Consider the following 23363-nt stretch of genomic DNA (forward strand, 5'->3'; position numbering starts at 1 on the left):
GACGATCCCTCCTATAGCCCGGTGATTTCTGTTCACGGGCTTAGTGTATGCCTGCCGGGCGGAATAGGTTAATGCCTATGGAGCATTACGTGACTACCCGCCAAGCGTCTGAATGACGGTCAGGCAACTGGCGGAGGCGCTTAGGCGGTGCTCAGATAAATAACTGCATGTCGCTCTCCAGCGCATCCTGCAAATAGGCCGCTGCATCAATAATCTCTACCTCGGGCAGGAACTCTTCCGGCTTGAAGCCCATAATCTCGACCGACAGCTTGCAGGCATAGAATTTGATATTCTTCTTGCGCGCTCCCTTCAGGAAATGCACCAGCTTCGGTGCGCCTTGATCCTCCATCATTTCCTCCAGCATCATCCGTCCCAGCCCGCTGAAGTTCATTCGCGACAGCGGAAGCTGATTTGGCCCCTTCGGCGTAAGCACATCCATCAGCTTCTCGTAGACGGACTTGTCCTCCAGCGTCATCTTTTCCGGATCGCGGATCAGAAACAGCCCCCAGAAGGCGAAGAACATCGTCACTTCCACGTCAATATCTCTCGCGGTGTTGGCCAGCACCAAGCCGGCCATTGCCTTGTCATATTCCCCGCTGAACATCAGCAGATTAATCTTTTTGCTCATTTTGTGCATCCTCCATCCATGGCCTAGTGAATGCCCTTAGTATGGATGCCGGACGGTGAAATATCCGTTTGTCACACAATGCTTCGTCTTATCCGAACAAAAGAGGAGCGATCCTCCATTCCGGAGAACCGCTCCTCTGCTTATTCCCTTGCTACCCTGGTTTATCCGATCTGCACGCGATACAATGCCGCCCCATGCGGCGGGATCACGGCGGTTAGGCTGGGCGCCTCCAGGGTAAGCCCGTTTCCGCTCCAAAGCTCGGTGGCGGAAGCCCCTGCGGAAGCGTTCAGCTCCTGCAGGGAGACGCTGACGCTCTGCGCTTCTTCGCCTGTGTTAAACAGTGCGACATAGCGGACGCCTGCGCCGTCAGCACACCAGACCACGCGGTCACCGCTGCGGCTGACCAGGCGTGCGCCAGTGCTGCTGCTGTGCATCTCCAGCACGCCGCGGTTCTGCAGCAGGCTGTTGGTCCAGGCATCGTTATCCCGCAGCTCACCCCCGAAGAACAGCGGGGAACGGAAGATCGACCACAAGGTCATCATCGTTACCTGTTCGTCCGGCGTGAACCGGGTCCAGCGGTCTGCTCCTCCGCCATCCACCGAACGGATGCCGATATGCCCCAGCGGCAGCATGTCGCAATCCGGCCAGATTCCCGGGGCCGGCCGGCCCTGCCAGCGCTCGCAGCGGTCGAACATATCGAGCAGCAGCGACCAGTGATCCCAGAAATCATCGGTCATGCGCCACATGTTGGCATGGTCCGCGAAGAAATCGGCGTATTCTACCGGTGCAGGGCCGGGCGAGAGACTCAGCACGATAGGGCGGCCGCAATTCATAATGGCATTATGAATCAGTTCAATTTCGGGCTGATGCGTATCATACAGTCTGGATGCGGCAATGTCATCGACCTTCACGAAGTCGACGCCCCACTGGGCATAAAGCTCGAAGAGCGAGTTATAGTAAGCCTGAGCCCCTTCCTTGGCGGCATCGACCCCATACATATCGGTGTTCCAGGGGCAAATGGAGTTCGGGTGGGCGATATCGCGGGCAGTGGCGCTGCTTCCCTTAATTGCGGTGGCTGCATGCGCCGCCTGCCGCGGAATGCCCCGCATAATGTGAATGCCGAATTTCAAACCGAGGCTATGCACATAATCGGCCAGCGGTTTGAAGCCTTGGCCATCGGCAGCGGACGGGAACCGGTTTACAGCCGGAAGGAGCCGGGAGTACTCGTCCATCTCGAGCGGGACAAACGGGCGGTACTGTGAGGAATAGGCTCCCGGTTCGTACCACTGGATATCGACGACAATATACTCCCAGCCATATTCTTTCAAATGGGCCGCCATATATTCGGCGTTCCCGCGGATTTCACTTTCCGTAACGGCCGCGCCGTAGCAATCCCAGCTGTTCCAGCCCATCGGCGGGGTGGGCGCAAAAGCGGTATGACTCATTGGATTCGCTCTCCTTCGGTTCTATTCTGATTGTAAAATAAAGTTGCGGTTATAGAATCATCATAGAACAGCCGGATTGCTTATATCCACGATAATATAGTCTTCTGAATAGCACAAAATTGCTCCGAGGAAGGTCTTAGTCGAAATAAAGCCGGTTATAGTGCAGGCTGCCGGTCCCGGAACGGAAGGCGCCGGGGGTCTGCCCGGTCAGCTTATGGAATACCTTGATCAGATAGCTGCCCGTGGAATACCCCACCTGCCCGGCGATGGCCTCGATGCTGAGGTCGGTCGTCCGCAGCAGCTCCACCGACCGTTCGATCCGGATGCGGTTCAGATAATCGTTCGGCGTCAGTCCGACATGCTTGCTGAAGGTGCGCAGCAGATGGAATTTGGAGACGCCGAGCCGGCGGGCCAGCTCGTCCTGGCCAATCATTTCGGCATAATGGGCATCCATGAAGCGGACGGCCTCCTTAACGGCAGGCGGCCACAGCGTCTCATGGCGCATTCCGCCGGAGGCCAGACGGCCAAGCTCCATCATGAACGGGTACAGCAGAGAGGAGGCGATGTAGGCGTCGGTAATTCTTCCCTCGCGGGCTTCCCGGACGATATCGCGCATAAGCCGGATCGGCGGGCTGGCCGGGTCGATCAGCGGGGTCTGGCCCAGCTTCTGCTTGATCTCTTCCCAGATCGGCAGAATCAGCTTTGGACGGAACAGCAGGAAATAGAATTCCCAGGCCTCTCCGTCGCCGGGATGATAGTAGCGGTGATCGCCGGGGATCTCGGCCAGAAAAGCTCGTCCCGGACCGATCCGTTGCCGCTCGCCTCCGGACTCGAAGATGCCCGCACCGGACATGGTGTACTGAAAGAGCAGCAAGGGGCCGTCGCTGCGTTCCAGCCCGTCCCAGTGGTAGGATGAATGTGTCTCCGCTTCATGTCCTGCAGCGAATAGATTGAGAAGCGGCAGATGCTCCGGTTCGCTGAACCGGAAGCCGTAGATACCGTAGCTGCTGTCGTTCTTCACATAACCCCTCCTGCCAAGTGGCGTTGCCGTTATCCTGTGAAGCTCAAGGGCCGGCCCGCTCAGGCAACCAGCTTGATAATTTCATCCGCGGGAAGCGGGGGGTAGAACAGAAAGCCCTGGATATGCGGGCACTGGTGCCGGACAAGGAATTCAGCCTGTTCCGGCGTCTCCACCCCTTCCGCAATCAGATCGTAGCCGAGCTGCGAGGCGACGTACACAATGGATTTAATGATCGTCTCATCGATGGAGCTGACTCCGATGCCGGCGATGAAGGTCCGGTCAATCTTGATTTTGTTCACAGGGAAATGCTTCAAATAATTCAGCGAAGAGTATTTGGTCCCGAAATCGTCGATGGAGACGACGATCCCGTGATCGCGCATCTGCTGGAGCAGCGGATAATGCTCTTCCAGCAGGGCGGTGCTCTCCGTAATCTCAAACTCCAGTACATCCGTATCCAGCTGGTGATGCTCCAGAAGCGCCAGCAGATTCTCAATCAGGTTGCGGTTATAGAACCAGCTGTTGGAAATATTGATCGAGGTCCGCAGAATCGGCACGCCTTGTTCTCTCCACTCGCAGAGCTGGCGGCATACTTCCTTCAGCACCCAGTCCGTAAGCTGGATCATAAGCCCCGCATCCTCAACGGCAGCGATGAAGGCGCCCGGCCCGATCAGCCCCTTCTCGGGATGGTTCCAACGGATCAGCGCCTCCATGCCGACCATAGTGCCGGTGCTGGCATCCATTTGCGGCTGGTAATAGAGGACGAATTCCTCGCGCTCAAGCGCGGTATGGAGATACTTGGAGATCATCGCTTTCTGCTCCAGCTTCTCCCGCAGTGCCCAGTCAAATACGAAATAATTACGGTCCTCAAGCACCTTGGCCGCATTCATGGACATGGCCGCAAAATTCAGCAGCTCCTCGGCATTCTGGGAATGCTCCGGGTACAGCGAAATGCCGATGCTCGTGGAGAGGCTCAGGTGCGCGCCGGCCACCAGCAGCGTCTCCGAGATCAGCCCGCTGATTGCGGCGGCGATATCGGGGATCTGCTCCCGCGGGATATCGCCGAACAGCATGACGAACTCGTCACCCCCGGTCCGGGCCAGCATTTCGCAGGGCAGCTTGCCGCCCTGCAGCCGTTGCGCCAGTTGTTTGATCACTTCGTCTCCGGTGGAATGGCCGAGCGTATCATTGATTTCCTTGAATTTATTGAGATCAAAAAAGAACAGCGTATAAGTCTGCAGCGGCTCGGTGCACTGCAGCCGCCGCTCTAATTCGTCCATAAAAAAACGCCGGTTCGGGATCTCCGTCAGGCTGTCATAGTGGGCCAGCTTCTCGAACAGCCGCTTGGATATATGCAGATCGCGGGTCCGTATGCTCACTACCCGCTCCAGCTCACGGTGGAACCGGCCCTGCTGCCAAAGCACGTACAGCGTAAACACGCTGATCAGCAGGAAAGCCAGCTCGATCCACAGAATACTGCGCAGGATTTCCCACTTCTTATGGGGAGAGAGCCGGGTCCCCAGCAGCCAGTGCTGGTTATAAAGCTCCACCGGCACCGTAATCTGTTCTTTGTCTTCCGGCACAGGACTGCCAAACAGCAGGCTCCGCTCTTCATTCATAACATAGCCGGTGGAGGTTCCCGCCAGCACCTGCTCGGCGATATCCTCGATAGGTACGGAAACCGAGACAATGCCCGTAAAGGTGTTGCCGCTGTAGACGGCCTGTCTGATAATAATGCCCTTGTCGCCCTGCGCCAGCATACGGGGCCCGTCGATGGTTACGCTGCGGGAGTGGATCGTCTCCTGGATCAGCCCGGGCGTAGACAACGCGGAGTCGAGCAGCAGGTCTTTGCCCAGAACCTCCGTGTTACCGGAAAGAGGATATATATAACGGATGACGCCTTGGGGAGCAATGGCGATGCTCAGGACATGGCCTGAGTTATTATATGTATTGTGCAGATATTGATTGATCAGTGCCGGGTCGGCGTCAAAGCCCGCGGTTTGGACAAAGGAGCTTATTCCTTTAACGATCAGCGCTTTTTCTTCAATGCTTGATGTCAGCGCGAAAGCCTGTGAGGATAGGTCGGCTTTCTCGGCACGATATTCGCGGGAGACTGAGAGAGTGTAGTAGTAGAATAAGGCAAGCTGAAGGACAATCAGAAAGCCGAGGATGATCATGAAAGGCTTTTTGTTCATGAAAGCCATGGGGTGCCTCCGATACCTGAGTAATTCAACAAAACCTGTGCTAATAGCCCATAAGGCTCTGTTTTACCTGGAAAATGTCGAGTTATGTCGTAGATGTTTCTTTAGCATGTCACTTTTGCCGGGATTGCGCAAGGGTAAAGCCGATAATGCCTCATAAAATTCAAAACGGATAAATACGGTCGCCCGGAAGGGTGCTGTACTTATCCGTTGTTCATGATGATAGGCTGACTGGTTGACAGAAGTCTGCCGGAACCCAGGTTACTTCTTGAAGATGCCGAGCGGCGCTCCGATCGGCAGGAAGACGCGGCCGAAATGCGCATTCAGCACAGAGGCTCCGCAGCCGTACAGCGATACGATGCCGATGGCCAGCTCGGCGACGGCGGCTACCTTATGGAAGAACTCGGCGGCCACTCCAAAGGAATCGAGCATCAGTCCCAGGAACAGGAAGTCAATCAGCACAAAGATAATCAGCAGCACCTTGTTGGCTTCGGTTGCCCCGAGTGTCATAAACAGCGTGAACACCAGATAGCCCAGGAATACAAAACCGAGCTGCTTAGGGTCAACGCCCTCAGCCAGTGTACTGCCAAATACGCCAAGCTTGATCAGCCAGCTGCCGGCCATGCCGAACCAGAAGAAGGCATAGGCGCCGAAAGCGGTCATTCCGAACGTATTGTTGTGCTTGGCATCCTGAATGGAAGCAAAGAGCTGGGCAAAGGCCCCGAGGAAGAGTGCCCAAGGAATGCAGTAGCTGAGTCCTGTTGTAATTTCAAGTTTTTGCGAAGAAGCGACCAGGGTAACGATGGCCAATCCGAACAGGCCGATGGCGCTTGGATCGGCGGTGACGATTTTGACGGATTGGGTGGATTGCTGTTGCGCTGACATAACAATACTTGCCTCCAATGTATTCACGAATATTCGCCTACGATAACGGCGCCCTGGAGCGGGCCGCTATCGCCAGCCTATCATATCATATCGCCCCGGACTTGCCTATATAGAAGTGGACGGGCTCAGATTTTGTTATAAAGCAGTCCTTCCTGCAGCAAAAAAGAGAACAGCTCGGGGAACCGGACCGGCCTGCCGATATGGTAACCCTGCAGCTCATCGCTGCCCATCCGCCGGAGCAAATCAAACTGCTCCTTATACTCCACGCCTTCGGACACCACGCTCAGCCCGAGGTTATGGCTCAGCTCGATGATCGCCTTGACCAGCACGTCTCCTTCCGGTCCGGGAGTCATACCGGAAATGAAGGAGCGGTCAATCTTGATGACATCCAGAGGCAGGCGCCGCAGATAGCTCAGCGAGGAGAAGCCGGTGCCGAAATCGTCCAGGGAGATGCGGAAGCCGAGACTCCGCAGCTGCAGCAGCGACTGATGGATGCTGTCTCCCGAGACGAGCACGCTCTCCGTGATTTCCAGCTCCAGGCTATCTACCGGCAGCCTGAACTCCGCAAGCAGCTCCAGCAGCAGCTCGGACAATCCGGGCTGCATCAGCTGCAAGGCGGAGATGTTCACCGCCGCCGTCAGTTCAAGGCCCAGGTCGCGCAGCCGGCGCATATCTGCGCAGACCTGGCGCAGCACCCAGGCGCCGATGCCGACAATGCAGCCGCTGGCTTCGGCCAGCGGAATGAATTCGGCAGGGGATACCGCGCCGTAGGTCGGGCTGTTCCAGCGCAGCAGTGCCTCCGCCTTGGTAACGGCCAGGCTGCCGGAGCTAAGAATAGGCTGGTAGTGCACCTCGAATTCCCCGTTTGCCGCCGCCGACAGCAACTGCCTGGAGAGCACCTTCTTGCGGCGGATGCTCTCTTCCAGCACCTCGGAGTATTGAAACATATTGTTGCGGCCGTTCTCCTTGACATGGAACATGGCCAGATCGGCCTGCTTGACGAGGTATTCGGCGTCTTCCCCGTTCTGCGGATAAAGGCTGACACCAATGCTGGCGGTGCAGTAGAGCAGATGACCTTGGACGCTGTGCGGCTGCGAGAGGGCGGCTTTGAGCCGGGACAACTGCTCCATCAGATCGGCATGGCTCTCTACATCGGCAAGTAATATGGTGAACTCATCTCCGCCGAGCCGGGAGACGACATCACGCGCCCCGATCGACTGGGAGATCCGGCCTGCTACTTTGCGCAGCAGGCCATCACCGATGTCATGGCCCAAGGTGTCGTTGACGGTCTTGAAATAGTCCAGGTCAATGAAGACCAGTCCCATCATCCGTCCGGTGCCCCGGACGGCATCAATCGCCTCGTTCAGCCTGGCGAAGAAGAGTGAGCGGCTCGGCAGCTGTGTAAGCGGATCGAGCATCGACTGCAGGCGCAGGTCATCCTGCGCCTGCTCCAGCGAATCGATCATCCGGTTGAATTCCTGCTCCACATCGCTGAATTCATCCTTTCCGCTTCTGCGGATCCGGATGGACAGATCCTTGCTGCGGCCGATGGTGCGGATATTGCGGATCAGGAGCCTCATCGGGCCAAGAATAAAACGGTTGACGAAGATCAGGCTGAAGACGCAGATCAGCAGCGTACTGGCAAAGAACAGCACCCGGAAGCGGCTGATGGCCTGCAGTCCGCCTTCATAAATCTGGCGTGGAGCATCCAGCGAGAGGACAACACCGGGATTGCCGAAGAGATCGTCCATTACGGTATGAATGGACATTAGGCCGTCCGGGCCAGAGCTCATCCAGATCTTGCTGCCGCCGCTTTGGGCAAGCATGGCCGAGGTAACGCGGGTAATATGTATGGCAGAGGGCGATTCCCTCCAGATGCGGCTGATTTCCTCCTGCCGCAGCCAGCGTCCGGCGAGAGCCATGCCGGCGGCGGGCCCTGTGCCGTCGCTGCCGGAGATCGGAGTCGACGTAATCAGCATCGGACCGCCCTGCAGGTTGACGATGCCGGAGCGGCTGCTTCGGTTATTGGCGAATGCAGGCATCCGGCTGTTAAGCAGCCTGATCAGCGAGCGGTGCTCGGCGGTAAGCGACGACACCGTATCCGTCTGCGGCTCGTAAATACCGCCGAACACCGGCTCGCCTTCCCGGTTTAACAGGGCAATGACATCGTAATGGTTCAGCTCAAAGGTTGCCGTACTGAAAGTGGCATTTAAATAGTCAACGTTAGCTGCGTCTGCGGCATCGCCGGATTGGACAAACCGCAGGGTTCCGTCTGACATCGAATATCGCAGCAGGCCGGTCTTCATGGCCTGCAGTTCATTTTGATAGGAGGTCACCGCATCATCCAGCTTGCCGTGCAGCGCTGCTTCGTCCAGAGCTTCAAACCGGTTCAGCAATATCAGATGCAGCAGCAAGTAGGTCAGCCCCAGGGCAAAAATCGCTATACCGGCTATGTAGAGTAAGAATTTCGTGCGCAGCTTCATGTGGATCCCCTTCGGTTTACAGGATTCATGCAGGAAATAAGCACCATTGCAAGTGTACCATGGTGAGGGAATATTTTGCAGCGCATTTCTCCCCAAACTGTCGAAGTTTGATGTATAATATATTGGCTATGATGTACATCACATAATAATAGAAGGAGAAAGGTTTGGCATGGATAAATGGATTTTATTTAAGAAGGCCACACGGTTTGGATCGATTCCCGTTATGCTTATACCCGTCGTCCTGGGAACTGTCGGGGCTTACGTATGGGCGGGAAGCTTCCATCCGTTTTTGTTTGTTATCACGCTTATCGGTGCGGTATCGGCGCATTTATTCTCCAATATGATCAATGATCTGTGGGATTTCCGCAACGGCACCGACACGGAGGCGCATAATACTCCGGGGATGATCTCCACGAACTCCGGATTTTTGTCCAAAGGGCTGATGTCCGAGTCGCTGTTCGCCATCTTGACCTGGTCGCTGCTGGCTGCAGCCGTAGCCTGCGGGCTTACGCTCAGCATCGCCAGCGGATCGCAGATTCTGTGGTTCGTGCTGATCGGCGGGCTGATCGCCTACTTCTATGTCGCACCTCCGCTGCGCTTTGGATACCGCGGCAGGGGGTACAGCGAATTCGCCATCTTCGTCGCTTTCGGGATTATGCCTGTGCTGGGCTCGTACTTTGTCCAGACCGGCGAATTCAGCCTGCGGCCGGTGCTGCTGTCGCTGCCCGTAGGCCTCTTGACGACGCTGCTGCTGTTTAACCATCATTTCCTGCACTGGAAAGCGGACAAGCAGGCGGGCAAACGCACGCTCGTCGTCGTCTGGGGCGAGCGCAAAGCCCTGATCTTCTCGCGTGTGCTGCTCGGCATATCCTATGTGTCCCTGATTGTGTGCGTGGCGCTCGGCGTATTGCCGGTGTATGCGCTGCTTGCGCTGCTCACCGCCATCCAGCCGGTGCACATCTACCGCGGCCTGCAGCCGCTTAACGCCTCCGCGGCTTATCTGCCGCTGATGGGCGCTTCGCAGCAGGCCTCCGTGCGCTGCGGCCTCATTATGGCTGCCGCGCTGCTGATCCAGAGCTTTATCTAATCCTGCCGAAAGAGAGCTGAGAACCCATGGACAAACAGAGCAAGGACATTAAGAATGCGCAGCCGGCTGTGAGCCAAAGCGTGCTGGGAGACTTTCATACCATTCTGTCGGAGGGCCAGGTATGGAAGACCGGCGGATTTAAGCTTCCGGACGGGTCATTCTGGGCTTACCGCGAGCCGGAGGCCGTAGTCATTGTACGCAACGGCTACCTGTATGTACGGGCACAGCTCAGCCGCCAGAACCATCAGATTCAAATCCTGGACAACGCCAAGCATATGTACTACTCCGCCGAGCCGGTTCAGGTGCCGCAGAACGGGGAGATCAGCTTCGAGCTGCAGATCCGCGCACGCACTCAGGGAACGGCGCCGGGAGATCTGTACGACGGTTATGTGTCCCTGAACCTGCTGGACTTCTCAACGGGTGCGGCGCTTGATTTCTTCGCCGGCAACGATAAGTACGCCAGTGTTTACGGCATTTTGCCTTTCCCGGGAGTCAAGGTTCCGGATACGGACGGCACGAAATATTTCTGCATTTTTACCGAGGATACCGACTTCAAACCGCGGGAATTCAACACCTACAAGATTACGTACCACCATGGCAAGGACGAGGCCGTCTTCTACGTGAACGGCAAGGAAGTGCGACGCGAGCGGGGCATTCCGGTCAAGCTGAACAGCTTCACGGTGGCGCTGGGCATTATGACCGAGAAGGACCTGTCGCCTGAGGGCAGCGTCTCGGTTCACGGCCAGACCGTCATTGCCGACTGGTCACCGATCACCATTACCACAACAGCAGAATAGTCAAAGGTGGAGCACTTGTGAATGTAAAAAGCTTTCTGAGATTTGTGGAACTGCCGACCAAGGTGGCCAGTATGCTCCCGTTCCTGCTTGGCTCGCTCTATGCGCTGTACCGGTTCGAGGATTTTGAGCCGCTGAACTTTGTGCTGATGCTGGTATCCCTGCTGAGCTTCGATATGGCGACGACGGCGATCAACAACTATTACGATTTCAAAAAAGCTGCCAAAACGCACGGCTACGGTTATGAGACGCATAACGCCATCGTGCGCCACGGGCTGCGGGAACGCACAGTAGTTGCGACAATCGCCATACTGCTGGCGCTGGCTGCGGGCGGGGGCATAGCCTTGGTGACCCAGACCGGCCTGCTGGTCTTTCTGCTCGGCGGGCTCTCCTTCCTGATCGGCATCCTGTATTCCTTCGGACCGATTCCGATCTCGCGGATGCCGCTCGGGGAGCTGTTCTCGGGACTGTTTATGGGCTTTGTGATTATCTTCATCTCCGCTTATATTCATTCGGGAGACACTCTCGTTACGCTGGTCTTCAACCCACAGTGGGTCAGCCTGCAGCTGAACTGGCTGGAAGTGCTTTATCTCTTCTGGTTCTCGGTGCCGGCGATTCTCGGCATTGCCGGAATTATGCTGGCCAACAATATTTGCGACATCGAGGATGATATCGAGAACCGCCGCTATACGCTGCCGGTGTACATCGGACGCAAGAATGCGCTGCTGCTGTTCAGGCTGCTCTATTATGTGTCGTTCCTGGATTTGATTGTCCTGCTGCTGCTCGGCATAAATCCGGTGCTGACCGTGATGCTGCTGATTACGATCCTTCCGCTGCGGCGGAATATCTCCCTGTTCCAGGAGAAGCAGGAGAAGGCTACCACCTTCATCCTGTCAGTTAAAAATTTCGTGCTGATGAGCGCGGCGCGCATCGCTGTGCTGATGGCAGCTATTCTGATCCAGAACGTTACCGCATTTTAATTGCAGTTTATAACTTAAGGGGGCCCGCAGGGGTCCCTTTTGTCTATGGATAAAAAGCATATATTTTAAATTAATGGATGCAATTGACAGATTTAAAACTCTGAAATATAATCAAGTTGAATTTTATGAAAACGTTAACAAAGGAGAATAAATGAGATGACAATGTTGAATTTGAAAAAGGGCACGCTAGCCGCCGCATTAGCTTTTTCCATGATTTTATCGGTTCCGGCAATACTTCTTCAGCCGTCGGGGAGCGTGTATGCGGCAGATGCTTCAGGTACTACAGCCAGTATTGCAGACGTTATCAAAAATCAGCAGTCCGACGGAGGCTGGAAGAAGGATTACTCGGTGACAAGCGGCGATTGGGCCAAGTCGACCATTGACAACAAGGCTACTTATACGGAAATCAGAAGGCTGGCGGCAGAGTTCAAAAAAACGAATAACAGCCAATATTCGGCTGCGGCTATCAAAGGAATTAATTTCCTGCTGAACATGCAGTACGCCAATGGCGGCTTCCCGCAAATCTATCAAAGCTCGGGCTATCATACTCATATCACCTATAATGACAACGCCATGATTAATGTCGTGACCCTGCTGGACGAGGTGGCAAATAAGAAGGGCGATTTCTCCTTCATTGACAGCACGCTGGCAAGCAAAAGCAAGCAGGCTGTGGACAAGGCTGTGGATTGCTTATTGAAAACCCAGGTCACCGTGGGCGGTAAGCTGACTGTATGGGGCCAGCAGCATGACTCTGCTACCTTGAAGCCTGCGGGCGCCCGGGCCTATGAAGTTCCTTCCCTCTGCGCCAATGAAAGTGTCGGAATTGTAAAATTCCTGAAGACCCGAAGCTCCACCACCGCCATCGCCGCTTCTATCAAGGCCGCAGAGGACTGGTTCAAAGCGGTGAAAATTACCGGAATCCGTGTGGTGAAGACAGCGGATGATGTGGTCGTGGTGGAAGATTCCAGTGTTACCACCCCGATTTGGGCACGCTTTTATGAAATCGGTACCAACAAGCCTATTTTCGTAGGGCGTGACGGAGTAGTGAAATACAAGCTAAGTGATATTGATCAGGAAAGAAGAACGGGTTACTCATGGTACGGCAACTGGCCTTCCAGTGTCGTTAATTAACCTGCATACCAAGAGGCTTCAGCTTAGGGGCTGAGGCCTTTTTGCATGCACCTATTGTGGGCTGCCTCAGGCAAAAGCTCCACTTTGGGGGGTTATTTCGCTGCCTGATCCAAGCTATGATAGGATTAGGAACAACGAATAGCATCCATTGCTATTATTCTGCATGAGGAGGGCATTCATCAATGGCACAGAAGCTCAAGTGGGGAATCCTCGGCTGCGCGCAGATTGCTACGAAGGCGGTCATTCCCGCCATCCAGGAGTCGGAGAGCGGGGTCGTGACGGCTATTGCCAGCCGCAGTATGGACAAGAGCAGGCCGGTGGCCGAAGAGTTCGGCATAGAGAAAGCGTACGGCAGCTATGAAGAGCTGCTTGCCGATCCGGAGATCGGCGCCGTCTATATTCCGCTGCCCAATCATTTGCACCGCGAATGGGTCATCCGCGCGGCAGAGGCGGGCAAGCATGTGCTCTGCGAGAAGCCGATCGCTTTGAACAGCCGGGAAGCAGCGGAGATGGTTCAGGCCTGCCGCAGCGCCGGGGTGCACCTGGCCGAGGCTTATATGTACCGGCATCATCCGCGGATTGCGCAGCTGCAGGAGATGATCGCCCGCGGCGATATCGGTGAACTGCGCTCGATCCGCGGTACGTTCACCTACAACGACGCGGAGGATACAGGCAACATCCGTTTCCGCTCGGCCTGGGGCGGCGGGTCGCTGTACGATGTCGGCTGCTATCCGCTCAGCGCTGCCCGGCTGCTGTACGGGACGGAGCCGGAGGCGGTTACGGTGCAGGCGATGTTCTCGCCCGAACACGACGGGGTGGACATGATGGCCTCCGGGCTTGTGGAATTCCCCGGCGGAGCTGGCCTGATCTTCGATTGCGGCATGTGGGCCTATAACCGGCAACTGCTGGAGGTGCTTGGTACGGAGGGCCGGATCGAAATTCCGATGCCGTTCAACGCCCGCTTCGAGGACGCCGGTTTCACCCTTTATAAGGGTGATGAGGCTGTTCTGATTCAGGCCCCCGGGGCCAATCCCTATGTATACCAGGCGGATCATTTCGCGGCGGCGGTGTCCGGCGCCGCGCCCGCGCACGCGCCGGAAGACCCGGTGCTGAATATGAAACTGATCGAGACCTGTCTGGAATCGGCCCGGCGCCGCGAGCGCCTCGTACTGGCCTGATGCTCTGCCTGGAACCTTCATGCCGCACTTCATGCGGCGTGGAGGTTTTTTTCATAACAGGAGCGGCTGGGATTTGTTAGAATAGGAATAGTATTCTAATGTTATCTATTGGTGGAAGAAACGCAATCAGCTGCTTGAGAGGAGACTGGGGATGAATCTGGGAGAAGAGCCGGTAATCGAAATTTCCGGCTTATGGATGAATTACAGCGACCGGATGGTGCTGCGGGGAATTGATCTTGCGGTGTACAGAGGGCAGATTATCGGCTACATCGGGCCCAACGGGGCAGGCAAAAGCACCACCGTCAAGATTATGCTGGGACTGGTTGAGGGCTACAACGGCACGGTGCGGATATTCGGGAAGGACATCAAGAGTGGGGACGCCACTTACAAGGGACGGATCGGTTACGTACCCGAGGTTGCCGAAATGTACGACAGTTTGACCGCACGCGAGTATTTGACTTTTATCGGCGAGCTTTACGGATTGCCGCATGAGGCGGCAGAAGCCAAAGCGCGAAGACTGATGGCGCTCCTGGATATGGAGCGGGTGTATGACAAGCGGATTGCCTCTTATTCCAAGGGGATGAAGCAGAAAGTGCTGCTGGTTTCCAGTATGCTGCATGATCCGGACATCCTGTTTCTCGATGAGCCGCTCAGCGGGCTCGATGCCAACAGCGTGATGGTGGTGAAGGAGATTCTCGCAACGCTGGCGGCCAAGGGCAAGACGATCTTTTATTCCTCGCATATTATGGATGTCGTGGAGAAGATCAGCAGCCGGATCATTCTGCTGGACGGGGGCGAGCTTATGGCCGACGGTACTTTTGCAGAGCTGCAGGAGAGAAGTACGGAAGGAACGCTTGAGAGCATCTTCAACCGGCTGACCGGGTTTGACCAGTACCGGGATATTGCGGGGGAATTCGTCGCCGCCGTCATGGACGGTGAGGCCGGGTGAACGACTTCTACTCATTGAAGCTGCTTGACCGGATGGAAGGTCTGATCCGCCGGACCGGTGTAGATTACAGGACGCTGCGGCTTATTCTGCAGACCAAGCTTACAATGGACGGAAGGCGCACTCCGACGGTGATGGCTGCCAACCGGAAAGATACCGAGGCCTCTTCCGGGTCACCGCTGCGCGTGCACTGGATATACCTGCTGTTCGGACTTGTGCTGATCCCGTTCGTCGTTGTTAAGGGCAGCTACATATTTACAATGGGACTGACCTTCGGCCTGCTGATGTTTCTGATCTCTACGACGCTGATTTCAGATTTCTCTGCCGTCATGCTGGATCTGCGGGAGAAGAACATTCTGCATACGAAGCCGATAGATAAGCGGACGCTGAACATGGCGAAGAGCATACATATTCTGCTGTATCTGATGTCCCTTACGCTTACGATCGCGGGACCTTCGCTGCTGGTTTCCCTGTTCAGCCAGGGTGTGGTTTTCTTTCTGCTGTATGGCGCGGGTATTATACTGCTGGACTGCTTTATTCTGGTGTTTACCGCGCTGTGCTATCTGGTCATTCTGCGGCTGTTCGACGGGGAGAAGCTTAAAGACATCATCAATTATGTGCAAATCGTGCTTACCGTCGGACTTACAGTCGGCTACCAGTTCGTCAGCCGGCTGGTCAGTTTCAGTCTGCTGGATACCAGCTTTACTCCGGACTGGTGGTATTATGCCATTCCGCCGGTCTGGTTTGCGGCTCCGTTTGAATGGTTCGTCGGCGGTAACGGCAACGCGGCGACTACCGCCTTGACATTGCTTGCCCTGGCAGTGCCGCTGCTGCTTCTGGCAGCTTACATCCGGCTGATGCCCATGTTCGAGCGGAGCCTGCAGAAGCTTGCGGCGGAGGAGGCAGGGGGAAGAGACAACGGGGTGCTCGCCCGGAGGCTGTCGGCCTTTTTCTGCCAGAACAGGCAGGAGGCGACTTTTTTCCGTTTCACTTGGTCGATGATGAAGAATGAGCGCGATTTCAAACTGCGGACCTATCCGACGGTCGGTTTGTCCATGGCACTGCCCTTTATATTTATTCTTAATATCGCACAGGGTAGCGGCGGTGTCTCTTCGCTTAAGAGCTCGCCCGGATATCTCGCGATATACGGGACTGCACTACTGATGATGACCGTTGTCCAGATGCTGCGTTACTCTGTAAGCTATAAGGGCGCCTGGATCTATAAAGCGCTGCCGCTGCAGCCCGGGGCGCTGATCAGCCGGGGGGTGCTCAAGGCTGCGGTGCTGCGGCTGCTGCTGCCGGTATTTGCAGTGGAGGCCGTGATATTCACCGTGCTGTTCGGTCCCCGGATTATTCCGGAATTAGGGACGGCCCTGCTGGCATTGCTGTTATATTCGGTCATCTGCTGGCGCATCTTTCCGCAGGCGCTGCCGTTTGCCGAGAAATACGAGCAGGCGAGCCGCAAGGAATTTACCGGCATTTCCTTCCTGCTGCTGTTTATCATGTTCGGGTTTGGCCTGCTTCACTATTTGTCTACCCGAATTCCTGCCGGGATCGTTATCTACTCGGTTATTCTGGCAGCGGCCAACGTCTGGGGCTGGCGGTCCGCTTTCGGGAACAAGACATTGCAGGGAGAACGGGCGGCGGGCGCCGGGGTCTGAGAATGCGCCAAATATGGACATTTTATGCATCAATTTAAAAAAGGGTACAAGTTCCAGTATTTACTTAGACTTTAGGCCCAATAAAAGGTAAAATACAGTAAAGTTAATTCTCAAGATCAGTTACGAAGTCTAAACCACTCTTCCATTTATCTGATATTCGTATAATGATAAAGACTTGGAAATGCACTGCGGCGATAATGATAATTTAACCGGTGAAGAGGTCAACTATGGATCAAATGGGAATCCACTATAATGTTTGGATTGTGTTACTATCTTTTGCGCTTACGGCGACGGCCGCTTATTCAGCGCTGAATCTGATTTCACAGGTTTCCCATTCCTCGGGCAGGGTCCGCCGCCTGTGGCTGTTGTCCGGAGCATGCGTGCTGGGCAGCGGCATCTGGGCCATGCACTTTGTAGGCCTTATGGCCGGCCGGATGCCGGTTAATATCGGCTATCATCCGGGCACGGCGGTACTGTCGCTTCTGATCAGCATGCTGGCCAGCCTGGTCTCGCTGGGTCTCGCCGTCCATCCCCGCCAGGGGCTGGGGCAGCTGCTCGCCGGGGGCGTCGTGCTCGGCGGCGGAATCTCCGCCATGCATTATGTCGGAATGTCTTCCCTGGAGACGGCAGGGAACATCCGCTATGAGCCTTCCGCCCAGGCGCTGTCCATTATGATCGCTATGGCAGCTTCCTACACGGCTGTATTCCTGTTCCGCAAGTTCAGGGATCAGGCCGGGTTCAGCCGCTGGAAGCTGTATTCCGCAATGTTCATCGGGCTGGCGGTTACGGGTACGCATTACACCAGCCTGCGGGCGAGCACCATGGTCTATGACGAATGGATCGGGAAGACATCCTACCTCTTAAATACCGATGTTATTTTGTTGACCGGTGTGTCGTTTGTAACCTTGTTTATGCTGGCCATTTCCGGCGGGGCGGTCTTCCTCGACCGGCATGTGCTGGAGCGGATGGCCTTTCATGATCCGCTGACCGACCTGCCGAACCGTCACGGTCTCGAGCGGTATTTCCAGAATGAGTTTCTGTCCAAGACGCCTGGAGCGGTGTTCTTTGTCGATCTGGACCGGTTCAAATCGATTAACGATACGCTGGGCCATGATATCGGTGATTTGCTGCTGCGGGAGGTCGCCGGACGGCTGAGCAGCGCAATCAGGGACAGGGGCAAGGTATTCCGCCTGGGCGGCGACGAGTTCCTGATCGCGCTGCCGGACTGTGAAGAGGCGGAGGCCGAGGAGACCGCGCAGCTCATTCTGCGCGAGATCAAACGGTCATACAGTATCCAGGGCAATGAACTGTACATAACGGCCAGCGTCGGCATCAGCATGGCTCCGGTACACGGATCGGACCGCTCAGCGCTGATGAAGGCTGCCGACACCGCGCTTTATACCTCCAAAGATTCCGGCAAGAACAAATTCAGCATGTTCGATCAGGAGATGAACAACAATCAGGTCCGGCGGATGTCGCTGGAGAAGGATCTGCGCAAGGCGCTGGCCCGCTCAGAGTTTATGGTCGTCTATCAGCCGAAGTGGGATTCACTGATGAATGTAACGGTAGGGCTGGAAGCGCTGCTGCGGTGGCGCCATCCGGAGCATGGTATGGTATCGCCGGCAGAGTTCATTCCGATTGCCGAAGAGACGGGTCTAATCGTTCCGATTACTTATTGGATGCTGCATGAGGTGTGCGGACAGAACATGCTGTGGCACAAGGCCAATGTGGCGAACGTTCCTGTCTCCATCAATATGTCTGCCCGGATGTTCGACGGCGGCAGCCTGTTTGATGTGGTGGAGGAGGCGCTGACGCGCTCCGGCCTGGCGCCGCAGTATCTGGAGCTGGAGATTACGGAATCCATCGCGATGAACAATATGGAGGAGACGGTAGCCCAGCTGTCCAAACTGCGCGCCCTGGGCGTCAGGGTATCACTCGATGACTTCGGCACGGGCTTCTCCTCCCTGGGCAATCTGGATGAGATTCCGGTCAATACGCTGAAGATCGATCAGGTATTTATCCGCAAGAGCAAAATGCATTCCAAGAAGGCGATTATCAGCAACATTATCGCCATTGCCAGCAATCTCGATATGGAGGTTGTCGCCGAGGGCGTGGAGACACCGGAGCAGATCGAGCTTCTGCAGTCGCTTGGCTGCCGGGTGATGCAGGGCTACTATTACGGACGCCCGATGCCGGTCAACGAGCTCGGACAATGGTTTGTGCAGAATACGGCTTAACCGTTTCGATTTATAACCCTATATTTCAATGAAAAAAGCAGCCGGTCCCTTTGCGGACCGGCTGCTTTCGGTTTAACAGTTGATTAAGCTACACCTTGAAATTCTCCACAAGCACCTGCAGCTTCTCGGCCAGTGAGGAGAGGAACGCAGCCGAGGCCTCTACTTCCTGCATGGCGGCCAGCTGCTGCTGCGACGAGGCGGACAGGGTCTCGGCACCTTCGGCTGTCTGGTTGGAGACGGAGACGGTGCTCTGAATCGCTTCGACCAGTCCCGACGCAATCAGCGAAAGCTCGCGGACCGTTTCCGAAATCTGCCGGCTGCGCTCTGACATATCTGAAACAGAGTGCTCGATCTCGGCAAAGGACTGTCCGGCGGAGACTATCAGCTCCTTACCCTGCCGGACTTCCTCCGTCGAGCGCTTCATGGTATGGCCGGCCTGCTCCATCTGCGTGACGATCAGCGTGACCAGCTGTCCGATCTGGGCGGCCGAATGAGCCGAACGCTCGGCCAGCTTGCGCACGGAGCCTGCGACCACGGCGAAGCCGCGGCCTTCTTCTCCGGCCCGCGCCGCTTCGATGGCGGCATTCAGCGCCAGCAGATTCGTCTCTCCGGCAATTCCGGCGATAACGCCCACGATACTCTCGATTTCCTTGGAATGGCTCTCCAGCGTTTCGATATTGACCGACAAATCGGAGATGCTGCTGTCGACGATCTGCATCTGCTCGACAGTGGAATTCATCGACTCCCGTCCGCCACGGGCTTTAAGCACGTTGTCTTCGGCATTCTGGACGGCGCTGTCCGCGTTGTCTGCGATCTCGGAAATAAAGCGGGACATGTTCTGCACGGACTTGTAGCTGCCTTCGAGATTCTCCAGCTGTGAGCGTGCGCCGTCGGCCAGCTCAATCGTCACATTGACGCTGTGTTCACCGGCGCGGTTCGTTTCCTGGGCGCTGGCGGACAGCTCCTGGGAGGAGGAGGCTACCAGCATGGAGGTGTCATTGACCTGGGTAATCAGGTTGCGCAGATTTTGCGTCATTTGATTAAAATCTCCGGCCAGCGTGCCAATTTCATCCTTGCTCTTAAGCAGCAGCGGCTCACGGGTGAGATCGCCCTTGGCTACATGGTTGACTGAAGCAGACAGCTTCGTTAACGGGCTGGCCATGCGGCGGATGAGCACATAAGCGACGATAATGGCCACAATGAGAATTGCGCCGCTGAAAATGAGCGGCTGTAAGAGGATTTCCATCGTCCGTTCTTGAATCAGGGGGCCGTCAAAATTGATGGCCATTAAAGCGACAATCGGTTTGTTCGGATCATGATCCTGATAAATGGGGCCGTAACCGGTCTTGAGCGAGACCCCGTCGTATGTATAAACTTTGGAGTATGCGGAATGCTGCATGTTGGAATGCTCCTCTGCAGAGTGCTGCATTTGAGTGAGCTTTGTTTTGTCCTCATCGGCGAAATAGAACTTGTCGCCTGCTTTATAGCCTCTGGCCTTGAGGTTGGCGTCTGCGGCGAGGATGGTGCCGTCCAGGGAGAGAATGAAGGCTTCCTTAAATATCGGCTTATGGTCGGTAATCCAGCCGATCCGGTCTTCAATGGCGGAGACATTGCTGGTGTCGCCTGCGACCAGCGCGGCAATGTCGGCGGGGTCAATAAGCCCGGTTGTTATATTAGCGCAGCCTACCAGCTCAATACCGGCTGCTTCGTCCACCTGTTTGAATGCTGCGCGGTATCCGAAGAAACCGATCGACGATCCGACCAGCAGCAGCACGCTGAGCATCATCCAGGTTAATTTTGTTGCCAATTTCATGATTTGCACCACCAACCCTGACTGAATATTATTATTAAGTGATATCCATTATCACTCACGTCTTCGATTATAGCGCATCCCCGGTTTGACGCAGAGTCCCTGCAGCTCTGATTTTGTGTCGAAAAATGCAAGTTTTTACTAATTGACCTGCGAGTCAAAGCCTGGAACGGCCAAACAGGGACAAAGGGATTGAACCGGAGCCTGCCGAAATGGTACGCTTGAACAAGGATAAACGGACTGGAGCTGAAACGAATGTCGCAAACAATTGATCCGTTGGTGGAACAGCTGGGATTATCCATGTGGAGAGTGCAGCGCAAAATTTCCTCGCAAATGTCCCTGCCTCAGGAAATCGGAGTCACCGTGCCGCAATTCGGACTGCTGCGCATGATTGCCCAGGAGAAGAATGCGCGTGTCATACAATTGGCCGAGAAGATGGAGGTCAAATCCAGCGCGGTTACCGTTATGCTGGACCGTCTGGAGCTTCTGGAGCTGTGCCGGCGCGCGCCTGACGCCAATGACCGCCGTGCCGTTATTGTAACGATTACACCCAAAGGGGAAGAAGCCCTCAAAGAAGCCAACCGCCGCTTTATGCTGCTGCTGACGGAGCACCTGGCTATCCTGAAGCCGGAGGAGCTGCAGACGCTGGCCGATTACTATCTGATCCTGGAGAGACAGCAGCGGTAATTCGCTGAAGCCAAGAACGCAAACAAACAGCCACGCCGTGGATACGGTCGTGGCTGTTTGTTTGCGGCAGCTGCGGTTATTCGGCTGGGGCCTTCTCTTTGTCGGGCAGCTGGCTGACATAGCTGTCGGAGAGCTGGCGCAGCCGCAGCGCGCGGTTGTATTCGTCTTCGGTGCCGGCCGGGGCCTTGCCGCCTGCCGCCAGGTTGTATTGCGTATTGTCTTCAAAGCTGTTGCCGGGAATCAGCAGGCCGGAGCTGGCAATAAATGAGCCTGTCGGCAGGTAATAACGCTGCGGGAGCAGGTTGTAGCTCTGGCTTAGCAGGTCCTGGCCGAAATGAATCTGGCCGTCCATGGAAATGCCCAGCAGACTGGCTGCCGTCGGCATAATATCGACTTCACCGCCCACCTGCTCCAGCGTCTGCGGCTGCAGGGCGCCTTCGGCATGAATCATCAGCGGAATATTCAGCATATGGGCGTATTCATAATCATGCCCGTAGATTTCCGTCATCAGTTCCTTGTCGTCATGATCCAGCGAATAGATCGGCAGGCCCATGTGATCCCCGTATACCATAATCAGGCTGTTGTCCAGCAGGCCATCCGCTTTAAGCTCGTCAATGAACTGGCCGAAGGCATAATCGGCATAATTCTGTGAACGAATATAATCGCCTACAAAAGTACCCTCATACCGCTCCGGCAGCTTCATTTGATATTTCTCGGCCGGGATGGTGAACGGGTGATGCGCCGACATCGAGATGACCTGCGCATAGAACGGCTGGCCGCTGGCGTTCATCTCCTTCAGCTTGTCGGCTGTCTTCCGGTACAGCACCTCGTCGGAAGCGCCGAAGAAGAACGTATCTTCATTACCGAAGAATTCATGGTCGTAATAATGATCCCAGCCCAGCGCGCTGTACAGCTCACCGCGGTTCCAGAACTCTACATCGTTCGTATGGAAGGTGGCGCTCTGATAGCCGTACTCTTTCAGCAAGCGCGGCAGACTCGGCAGCTCCTTATTCACATAAGCCATCGTGGCTGCCCCCTGCGGCGGAATGTAGAAGGAAGAGTTCACCACGAACTCGGCGTCTGAAGTGTTGCCCTGGCCGACCATCTGATAGAAGTTCGGGAAGTAGAGGCTTTCCTTCATCAAACGGTTCAGGTTCGGCGTAACCTCCTGCCCATCCACATTCAGCCCCAGCAGGAAGCTCTGGAACGATTCCAGCTGGATAATAATCAGATTCTTGCCTTTAGCTGCCCCTGCATAGGGTGATACGGCATCCGGATCGGTGCCCTTGAGATCATTAATGACCTCCTGGGTAATTTCGCTGGCATCCACTTGCTCCGGTTTGTCTTGAGCAAAGATCGTGTAAGCCTCATAATTAAGGATACCCATTTCTTGGGCCTTCTTGATTTCGTTCATGCTGGCCTTGTTGGGCAGAATATTGAACAGGCACAGCGCCAGAGATACCGCGAACATAACAGGGTAGAACCACGCTCTGTTCCTGCGGTTGATGTTCTCTTTCTTGTAGGTGCGTCCCTTCTTATTAAAAAAGAAGTAGATGCCCAAGAGGACAACATCGGCAAAGATCAGCAGATAATACGGGTCCATCAGCGAGAATACGCTGTTACGCACCGCAGTCACCTGGTTGACCTGCTCGGCCGCATGGTAAGTGACAATAACGCCGTAATATTTAAAGTACATAATGGCGGCAAAAAAGATACCGGTCAGCAGCAGATTGACGGTCATGTAATAACCGAGCTTGCGCTTGGAGGCAAAGCGCTCAATCAGGCAGAACAGCGCCCAGACAAAAGGAATCTCCGTCAATATGGCTTTCCAGGGCAGCCAGTCTCCGAAGATAACGCCCCAGGCTAGGAAGCTCTTAAGGACGAACAATAGCGATAAGTACACAAATGGCTTCTTCAGCCATTGCTTAACCGTTTGGGATGACACGATTTCCCCTTCTTTCTCTGTAAATGAAATGCCGTCTGTTTCCAGTGGAAAGACGCCAATAGGCAAATAAATTCCATCTTAATAGAACTTATTATGCAGCGCTGGCACAGGAATGTCAAAAAACAGAAACGGCGGCTGCGCGCCGTGGCGGGAGTAAGATATACGATAAGCGGATGAATGTGATGTTATATTCAGAAGACGCCAGGATACCGGCAGATACGCGCTGAAACGGCGGGTCGGTGTAAAG

At 55.4% G+C, this 23363-nt stretch carries 17 protein-coding genes; 9 read left to right on the plus strand and 8 right to left on the minus strand.

Features of this window, described 5'->3' with window-relative positions:
• Positions 1-151: 151 nt before the first annotated feature.
• From F1381_RS04515 to F1381_RS04540, 6 genes are all read right to left on the minus strand, one after another.
• The gene (locus F1381_RS04515; RefSeq protein WP_151733628.1) at positions 152-628 is read right to left on the minus strand and encodes a DsrE/DsrF/DrsH-like family protein; all 477 of its coding nucleotides are present in this window, start codon (positions 626-628) and stop codon (positions 152-154) included.
• Positions 629-789: 161 nt separating this feature from the next.
• A complete protein-coding gene (locus tag F1381_RS04520) occupies positions 790-2073 on the minus strand; it encodes a glycoside hydrolase family 27 protein (RefSeq protein WP_151733629.1) in 1284 nt (427 codons plus the stop codon).
• Positions 2074-2209: 136 nt separating this feature from the next.
• The gene (locus tag F1381_RS04525) at positions 2210-3094 is read right to left on the minus strand and encodes an AraC family transcriptional regulator (protein WP_151733630.1); all 885 of its coding nucleotides are present in this window, start codon (positions 3092-3094) and stop codon (positions 2210-2212) included.
• Positions 3095-3153: 59 nt separating this feature from the next.
• Positions 3154-5286: a putative bifunctional diguanylate cyclase/phosphodiesterase gene (locus tag F1381_RS04530; RefSeq protein ID WP_187355193.1), complete on the minus strand. Its 2133-nt coding sequence runs from the start codon at positions 5284-5286 to the stop codon at positions 3154-3156.
• 267 nt (positions 5287-5553) lie between these two features.
• Positions 5554-6177, minus strand: a complete 624-nt coding sequence (locus tag F1381_RS04535; protein ID WP_151733632.1) for an acetate uptake transporter — start codon at positions 6175-6177, stop codon at positions 5554-5556.
• A gap of 125 nt (positions 6178-6302) precedes the next feature.
• Positions 6303-8660 (minus strand): bifunctional diguanylate cyclase/phosphodiesterase, encoded by a 2358-nt coding sequence (locus tag F1381_RS04540; RefSeq protein ID WP_151733633.1) that lies wholly within the window; start codon positions 8658-8660, stop codon positions 6303-6305.
• 169 nt (positions 8661-8829) lie between these two features.
• On the opposite strand from F1381_RS04540, the gene F1381_RS04545 reads away from it, so the two are divergent.
• The 8 genes from F1381_RS04545 (at position 8830) to F1381_RS04580 (ending at position 18674) form a co-directional block, all read left to right on the plus strand.
• The gene (locus tag F1381_RS04545) at positions 8830-9747 is read left to right on the plus strand and encodes a prenyltransferase (RefSeq protein WP_151733634.1); all 918 of its coding nucleotides are present in this window, start codon (positions 8830-8832) and stop codon (positions 9745-9747) included.
• A gap of 26 nt (positions 9748-9773) precedes the next feature.
• Positions 9774-10544: a DUF6081 family protein gene (locus tag F1381_RS04550; protein ID WP_151733635.1), complete on the plus strand. Its 771-nt coding sequence runs from the start codon at positions 9774-9776 to the stop codon at positions 10542-10544.
• A gap of 17 nt (positions 10545-10561) precedes the next feature.
• On the plus strand, positions 10562-11521 hold the full coding sequence (gene menA / locus F1381_RS04555; protein ID WP_151733636.1) for a 1,4-dihydroxy-2-naphthoate polyprenyltransferase: 960 nt from the start codon (positions 10562-10564) through the stop codon (positions 11519-11521).
• Between the two features lie 156 nt (positions 11522-11677).
• Positions 11678-12652, plus strand: a complete 975-nt coding sequence (gene pelA / locus F1381_RS04560) for a pectate lyase (RefSeq protein WP_246187904.1) — start codon at positions 11678-11680, stop codon at positions 12650-12652.
• Between the two features lie 182 nt (positions 12653-12834).
• Positions 12835-13830 (plus strand): Gfo/Idh/MocA family protein, encoded by a 996-nt coding sequence (locus tag F1381_RS04565; protein ID WP_151733637.1) that lies wholly within the window; start codon positions 12835-12837, stop codon positions 13828-13830.
• Positions 13831-13981: 151 nt separating this feature from the next.
• Positions 13982-14779 (plus strand): ABC transporter ATP-binding protein, encoded by a 798-nt coding sequence (locus F1381_RS04570; protein ID WP_151733638.1) that lies wholly within the window; start codon positions 13982-13984, stop codon positions 14777-14779.
• A complete protein-coding gene (locus tag F1381_RS04575) occupies positions 14776-16437 on the plus strand; it encodes a hypothetical protein (protein ID WP_151733639.1) in 1662 nt (553 codons plus the stop codon). Before F1381_RS04570 ends, F1381_RS04575 begins: the two co-directional genes overlap by 4 nt.
• A 227-nt stretch (positions 16438-16664) precedes the next feature.
• Positions 16665-18674 (plus strand): putative bifunctional diguanylate cyclase/phosphodiesterase, encoded by a 2010-nt coding sequence (locus tag F1381_RS04580; RefSeq protein ID WP_151733640.1) that lies wholly within the window; start codon positions 16665-16667, stop codon positions 18672-18674.
• Between the two features lie 88 nt (positions 18675-18762).
• On the opposite strand, the gene F1381_RS04585 is transcribed toward F1381_RS04580, so the two are convergent.
• A complete protein-coding gene (locus F1381_RS04585; protein ID WP_151733641.1) occupies positions 18763-20487 on the minus strand; it encodes a methyl-accepting chemotaxis protein in 1725 nt (574 codons plus the stop codon).
• A gap of 252 nt (positions 20488-20739) precedes the next feature.
• Here F1381_RS04585 and F1381_RS04590 point away from each other — a divergent pair, with 252 nt between their 5' ends.
• Positions 20740-21171, plus strand: a complete 432-nt coding sequence (locus F1381_RS04590) for a MarR family winged helix-turn-helix transcriptional regulator (protein ID WP_151733642.1) — start codon at positions 20740-20742, stop codon at positions 21169-21171.
• A 76-nt stretch (positions 21172-21247) separates the two neighbouring features.
• Here the strand turns inward: F1381_RS04590 and F1381_RS04595 are convergent, their stop codons facing one another.
• Positions 21248-23119 carry an LTA synthase family protein gene (locus F1381_RS04595; RefSeq protein WP_425495249.1) on the minus strand — a complete coding sequence of 624 codons (1872 nt, stop codon included), beginning with the start codon at positions 23117-23119 and terminating at the stop codon, positions 21248-21250.
• Positions 23120-23363: the final 244 nt, after the last annotated feature.

Origin of the sequence: Paenibacillus tengchongensis, assembly GCF_008973665.1 — a bacterium.
In the GTDB taxonomy this organism is placed as follows: Bacteria; Bacillota; Bacilli; order Paenibacillales; family Paenibacillaceae; genus Paenibacillus_AQ; species Paenibacillus_AQ tengchongensis.